Source organism: Streptomyces sp. NPDC060027 (genome assembly GCF_042737005.1).
Classification (GTDB): Bacteria; Actinomycetota; Actinomycetes; order Streptomycetales; family Streptomycetaceae; genus Streptomyces.
Window position 1 is genome coordinate 1 of record NZ_JBHWVI010000370.1, and the last position, 5,193, is coordinate 5,193.

Annotated in this window: 6 protein-coding genes and 2 pseudogenes; 4 read left to right on the forward strand and 4 right to left on the reverse strand. The window is 65.6% G+C overall.

Annotated elements, in window-relative coordinates:
- The first annotated feature begins 201 nt into the window (after window positions 1–201).
- Entirely contained in the window at window positions 202–750 is a 549-nt protein-coding gene (locus ACFWBT_RS41670; RefSeq protein WP_385709648.1) for a hypothetical protein, read from the forward strand.
- Window positions 751–1,122: 372 nt separating this feature from the next.
- Window positions 1,123–1,888, forward strand: a pseudogene (locus ACFWBT_RS41675) (transposase family protein).
- A 94-nt stretch (window positions 1,889–1,982) separates the two neighbouring features.
- On the opposite strand, the gene ACFWBT_RS41680 reads toward ACFWBT_RS41675, so the two are convergent.
- From ACFWBT_RS41680 to ACFWBT_RS41690, 3 genes are all read right to left on the reverse strand, one after another.
- Complete coding sequence (locus ACFWBT_RS41680; protein WP_385709651.1) at window positions 1,983–2,315, reverse strand: hypothetical protein; 333 nt, start codon at window positions 2,313–2,315, stop codon at window positions 1,983–1,985.
- A 176-nt stretch (window positions 2,316–2,491) separates the two neighbouring features.
- On the reverse strand, window positions 2,492–3,040 hold the full coding sequence (locus ACFWBT_RS41685; protein WP_385709654.1) for a transposase: 549 nt from the start codon (window positions 3,038–3,040) through the stop codon (window positions 2,492–2,494).
- Between the two features lie 58 nt (window positions 3,041–3,098).
- Window positions 3,099–3,296: an IS3 family transposase gene (locus ACFWBT_RS41690; RefSeq protein ID WP_385709657.1), complete on the reverse strand. Its 198-nt coding sequence runs from the start codon at window positions 3,294–3,296 to the stop codon at window positions 3,099–3,101.
- A gap of 294 nt (window positions 3,297–3,590) precedes the next feature.
- Between ACFWBT_RS41690 and ACFWBT_RS41695 the strand changes: the two genes are divergently transcribed.
- Together ACFWBT_RS41695 and ACFWBT_RS41700 are read left to right on the forward strand one after the other, a co-directional pair.
- Window positions 3,591–3,878 (forward strand): hypothetical protein, encoded by a 288-nt coding sequence (locus ACFWBT_RS41695; RefSeq protein ID WP_385709660.1) that lies wholly within the window; start codon window positions 3,591–3,593, stop codon window positions 3,876–3,878.
- A 296-nt stretch (window positions 3,879–4,174) separates the two neighbouring features.
- The gene (locus ACFWBT_RS41700; RefSeq protein ID WP_385709662.1) at window positions 4,175–4,909 is read left to right on the forward strand and encodes a hypothetical protein; all 735 of its coding nucleotides are present in this window, start codon (window positions 4,175–4,177) and stop codon (window positions 4,907–4,909) included.
- A 61-nt stretch (window positions 4,910–4,970) separates the two neighbouring features.
- Here the strand turns inward: ACFWBT_RS41700 and ACFWBT_RS41705 are convergent.
- Window positions 4,971–5,193 (reverse strand): annotated as a pseudogene (locus ACFWBT_RS41705) (IS5/IS1182 family transposase); the annotation flags it as partial.

Consider the following 5,193-nt stretch of genomic DNA (forward strand, 5'->3'; position numbering starts at 1 on the left):
AACGGTTCCAGCTTCGGGCCCCGACGGGGAACTGACGCACCAGCAGCAGAAGTCACACAACTACTAACGATCAACTACTGGCGCAGGACACTAGTTCGCCTCAACCGCATTGGCATCTACCCGCGGCGACCCTGTTCTCTCACTTCAGGTAGGTAGCGCAACTGCACCCGGATACCGGAGAACGGCCGTTAAGATAGCCATGTGCTGGTTCCCTCGCTCGCAGACGACATCATGATGCTTGCCATGCATCCGGACGAGCCCCGAGATCTGCTCAACCACTACGGCATCGCAGACGCTCTGCGCCTCGCCGAAATCCTCGACGGTGTGCTGGTGGGCGCAGAACTGCCCACGTACCGCAAGCTCATGTGGATCCTGCGGTTCGAGGGCCGTGCCACGCTGCCCCGTTGGTTGGAGGCCGTAGTTGGCAACGGCCGAGCTGTGGCCCAGAGGCCCGGTCTGTTCCAGAGCAAGCAGCACCAGCTGCTGGATTCTGCAAGCCGGACTGCCGCGCAGGGCCGCCTCTACCAGGGCCTCGGAGGCCGGCCGCCAGGACGATCGGCAGCGCTTGCCACGCTGGTCGGTACCGGGCAACTGATGTCTTGGGCTGCGGGTCCTGGAGATCTCGTAGCGCCAATGAACGAAGCCGCGAGCCGCCTGGCTCGCGGAGAGGTTGCGCCAATCGGTTTGCCCCCGCAGACCCTTCCGCATTTCGCACAGGTCTTGGATAAGGCCATTCTCTTGAAGGATTAGAGAAAGTCGCCAAGGATCACACCACGGCAGTCGACCGATTGACCGCAAACTCGCCAAACACAGCCCAATCCGTACTTCAGCGTGTCGCTGCGGCCCCGGAACAAGACCTGACGTGGGTGGTTGGGGTCCTACAACCCCGACATCTCGACGGATCAAGCTCTGCCCGCGCCACACAGATAGGGTTCAGCACTCGGCCTGTTGAGGCCCAAAGAAGCTGAAGCTGAAGGGCATTCGGGGATGTTGCCCTGTCGGATCAACGACATTGAGCTTTTTCCAACCTCGGGCGTCGGCTGGGCAGTTGGCCTGGCAGAAGGGTGAAGCCCCTGGTAGATGAGTTTTCGACCAAGAGAACCGTCTCCACAGGGGCTTCGCATGCTTGTCTACCTGTCCGGCGTCGACGTGTCCAGCTCTGCCCTCCGCTTCTTCGCCGCCCACCTGAGGTAACGCCGGTGCGCTCTCGACATCCGATGGCGTCGCCTGAGCGCGGGCCGCCAGGCACTGCTCACCCTCGTCCACCTCCGCAACGGCCGGCCCTATGCCCAGCTCGCGGCCGGTTTCGGGATCGGCACCACCACCGTCTACCGGTACGTCACCGAGGCCGTCGAGCTCCTGGCCGCCCTCGCCCCCACGCTCGCCGAAGCAGTACGGGCCGCGTCGATGAAGGCGTATCTGATCCTGGACGGGACGCTTCTGCCAAGCGACAGGATCGCCGCCGACCGGCCCTTCTACTCGGGCAAACACACGAAGCACGGCATGAACATGCAGGTCACAGCCAGCCCGAAGGGACGTCTCCTGTGGGCTTCACCGGCCCTGGCCGGCGCCGTCCATGACGTCCGGGCCGCACGCGAGCACAGCATCATCGACGCTCTCGCCGAGGCCGGCATCAACTGCTGGGCGTACAAGGGCTACCAGGGCGCCGGCGGCACGGTCCGCCTCCCTTACCACGGCCGATGAGACAGCCCTTTCCGCCGGACAGCAGGCCGTCAACCGGTCCCACGCAAAGGTCCGGGCACTGTTCGAACAGGCCACCGCCACCCTCAAGTCCTGGCGGCTCCTCCGTAAACTCCGGTGCTCGACGACCCGAATCACGCGCCTCGTCCAAGCCGTCCTCACCCTCCATCTGGCCAGCTCAGGCTGAGGATGGAAAACGCTCATTGGCATCCAGGATCACCCGTGAAGCAGATCTGGTTTGCTCTGGCCCATGGGACGGCTCAGGGGCACACGGAAACCGATCACCGGGCAACTCGATGGTGTTGATGCCCCGCAGGGCCGCTCGCCGACTTCTGGAGTGCGGAGAGGCGCTCCAAGATGGCGTAGCCCTCACATAGAACTGATTCGTGGCCTTCGTAGGACTCCAGGTTGACCACTGCCGCTTCCACGTAGCGGATCTCACTCACCAACATAGGAATGCCTTGACGCCCATGGGCCGTAGCAGCCCCCACACGGGTACGGAGGAGTTGCAGGAGATCGGCGCCGCTGGCATTGCTGACCGTAACCGCATCGGCATCACTCAGGTCACTGAGTTGAGTATGCGCATGCTCGATGACACCCACGAGCAGCAGCACTTCCTCCAGGGTGAGCTCGATGGCAACTGGTACTTCAGGGACTCCAGTTTCGGTGTACTTCGAGCGAAGTCGAAAGAATGACCTGATCACACTGGGCAAGGCTGCCATTCGGTTGCAGTGAGTGGCAGGAGTAAGGGGTACTCAATTTGGGGCGGCGCTGTGCTGAGCCGTCGCCGTTACTGATCTCTTCGGGGTGTTCTCGGCCGTTGGCTGGGTGTGAGTCTGGTGCCGGTGAGGCAGCCATCGATGAGGTCGGGCTGTAACTGGATACGGCGCATGCCCCGGCGGAGGGTGCGTTCGAGGTGTTCGTCGTCGGTGAAGGCGACGTTGGCCAGCGGGCTGCGCCATAACAGTGACCAGATGCCCTCCACCGGATTCAGATCCGGTGCGTAGGAGGGCAATTGCACGATGGTGAGCCAATCGTGGGCGGCGGCGTACTCACGCATCCCCGCGGCCCGGTGGGTGTTGAGATTGTCCCAGATCAGGACGATGGGGGTGCCGAACTGGATGTGGGCGCGGACGACCAGATCGCGGTAGTCACTCCAGGCGAAGCTGTTGCGCCCTTCCCGGTGCTTGCGGTGGCGGCGCGGCCGGTAGATCAGCCGAGAAGTCCCGCCCGGCTTGTAGCAGCACATTGCGGCGATCGACCAGCGGCGCCAGGACCGGCCCCGCACCACGGGCGTGTGTCCACGTCGGCCCCAGGTGTGGGCGACGAGCGGAGTCATCCAGAACCCGGCCTCGTCTGGGCTTGTTCCGCTTTGACGGACACCATTGGTGTGGTGGTCAGGCTGCGAGTGTGGTCTCGTAATCGGCGGGACTGCGATAGCCGAGGCTGCTGTGCAGTCGGTGCAAGTTGTACCAGTCTTCGATGAAGTCGAAGATCGCGGTGCGGGCGGCGGCCCGGCTGGGGCAGGAGCTCGGTCGAGCAACTCCCCTTTGATGGTGGCGAAGAACGACTCCACGAGCGCGTTGTTCCAGCACTGCCCGGTGTGCCCGACGGACAGGTGAATGCCTGTGGCGCTCGCGTGGGCGGTGTCAGGTGAAGACCGCTACGACTTGGCTGGAGAGCGTTCGGTCGCTGGACACGTTGGACCTGCGCGAAGTGCAGCGGACCAGCCGTGACCTCCTGGACCGCCTCGCTGCGGACCGGGCGCTCCTCACGCAGCTCGTCGACCAGATCCCGATGACGCCGAGCGGTTGGCGAACAGTCGCGTCACTCTGCTACTGAACTGGTTGTCCCTGTATCAGGCTGCGGACCGCGGTTTTGAGATTCGCATGAACATGAACCCTTGTCTGGACAACCAGCTTGTTCCGTACGATCACTGCTATACGTTCTCGACGCGCATCCTCACCGGCGGCTACGTGCACGTCGTACGTCGCCGTACGGACGACTGGGTCGGCCCGTTCAACCGGGCCGACTTGGCGCCGGGCATCGTCACCTTCGAACGGCCGGGCAGCGCGTACACCTTGGGCCACCCGATGGTGCACCAGGCCGTGATGGAGCCGGACACCGTGACGCTGTTCGTCCGTGGCCCCCGCCGCAAGCCGCTCTCGCCGACATGATGCCCACGCGGGACTTCTGGCCGGCACCGGCGCAGCCCTGAGACGAACCACCCAGCCCGCGGCCCTGGCCGAGTATGCCCTGATGCGCAGCTATCTGGCCCGGCGCCGCCTCATCGACTGATCCCACTCCGCTTTCCGTGGCCGGGGCGCGCCGTACCCCGGGGACGCGAGAGGCTACGACGCACCAACGGCACCACACGAGGAGCACCCCGTGACCACCACCCTGACGACCGATCACCCCGCCTGGCACGAAGCAGAGGACGGCACCCGCGCGCGCCGTCCGCGCCGGGGCAGGCGTGTGGGTCATCACCCTGGACCGCGACGGCCTGCACATGGAATGCGTGCACGGCGCAGAGGACGAGAAGCCCGCGCTCGCGACCACCGACCCGTCCCCTCTCCCGGACGCCGTCCCGGCCGCCCTGCGGGACGGTCTGAACGACTTGGGCGCCACTCAGCGCCTGACGAACCCGTGGCTCTGGGACGCGATCACGACCGCCATCCTGCGCCGGGTCGTCCGCGCCGACCAGGCCCGCAAGCTGTACCGGAAGTGGTGCGCAAGCTACGGCACCACGGTTCAGCGACCGTGTTGTGAGCTCGCAGTCGCCCCGACGCCCGAGCAGGTCCTGGAGCTGACCGACGACCAGTTCGCCGACATCGGGGCGAAGCTCCACCGCGGCGCCCTGCAAGCCGTCGCGACGCACTTCCAGCGGCACGCGCTCCAGTGGAGCCACATGGACGCCGACGATCTGGTCGCCGCTCTCGTGAGCGTGCCCCGCATCGGACCGCGGACTGCGGCGGCCGCCGCCTGCGGCTACACCGGTGACTTCGCGATCTACCCCCACGACGACCTGGCCGTGCGCACCTGGGCCGCCAGGATCGCCCCCTCGTACCCCTGGCCCGACAAGAGGGACAAGGGGTTCGGCCGGCTGTGGACCGGCTGGGCCGGCACGGACCGCACTGCCCTGCACACCCTGACGCTCTCCACCCTCACCTGGGGCTCACACGCCCGCGCTGATCTGGAGGACCCTTGAGGCACTTACGAGTTGGTGCGTGATAGCGGGTGGGGCGTGTTTTCCCTGAGTACGGCCGTTTTCAGGTCCCGGTGGTGCGGTCGGAGACGAGGCCGGCGATAGCTCGATAGGTGGCGGGCAGGACATCGCGTCGGTGGGTCCAGCGAGTCAGTTGCTTCCAGCGTTTGTGGTCGGCGAGAGCGTGTTCGGCGGTGATGCGTTTCGAGGAGTGCCGGTGGCGGGCTCGCCGACGGGCTTCAAGGACCTCGGGCGGGCTGATCTTGTTGCCCTTTCTCGGCGGTGTC